Below are 214 nucleotides of genomic sequence, written 5' to 3' on the forward strand. Positions count from 1 at the left end.
TCACCGACCTGTACCAGCAGACCGGCGACGCGCGCTGGCTCACCGTCGCCCGCCGCTTCGACCACGCCGCCGTCTTCGACCCCCTGGCCGCCGGCCAGGACCGGCTCGACGGTCTGCACGCCAACACCCAGGTACCGAAGTGGATCGGCGCGGCGCGAGAGTACAAGGCCACCGGTACCACCCGCTACCGCGACATCGCCACCAACGCCTGGAA

Annotated in this window: 1 protein-coding gene; it reads left to right on the forward strand. The window is 71.0% G+C overall.

All coding sequences use genetic code 11. The features are described 5' to 3' along the window. On the forward strand, positions 1–214 hold a 214-nt coding region (locus J0695_RS42145; RefSeq protein ID WP_206970083.1), incomplete at both ends, for a beta-L-arabinofuranosidase domain-containing protein.

It is taken from the genome of Streptomyces beijiangensis, from assembly GCF_017315755.1.
GTDB classification, from domain to species: Bacteria; Actinomycetota; Actinomycetes; order Streptomycetales; family Streptomycetaceae; genus Streptomyces; species Streptomyces beijiangensis.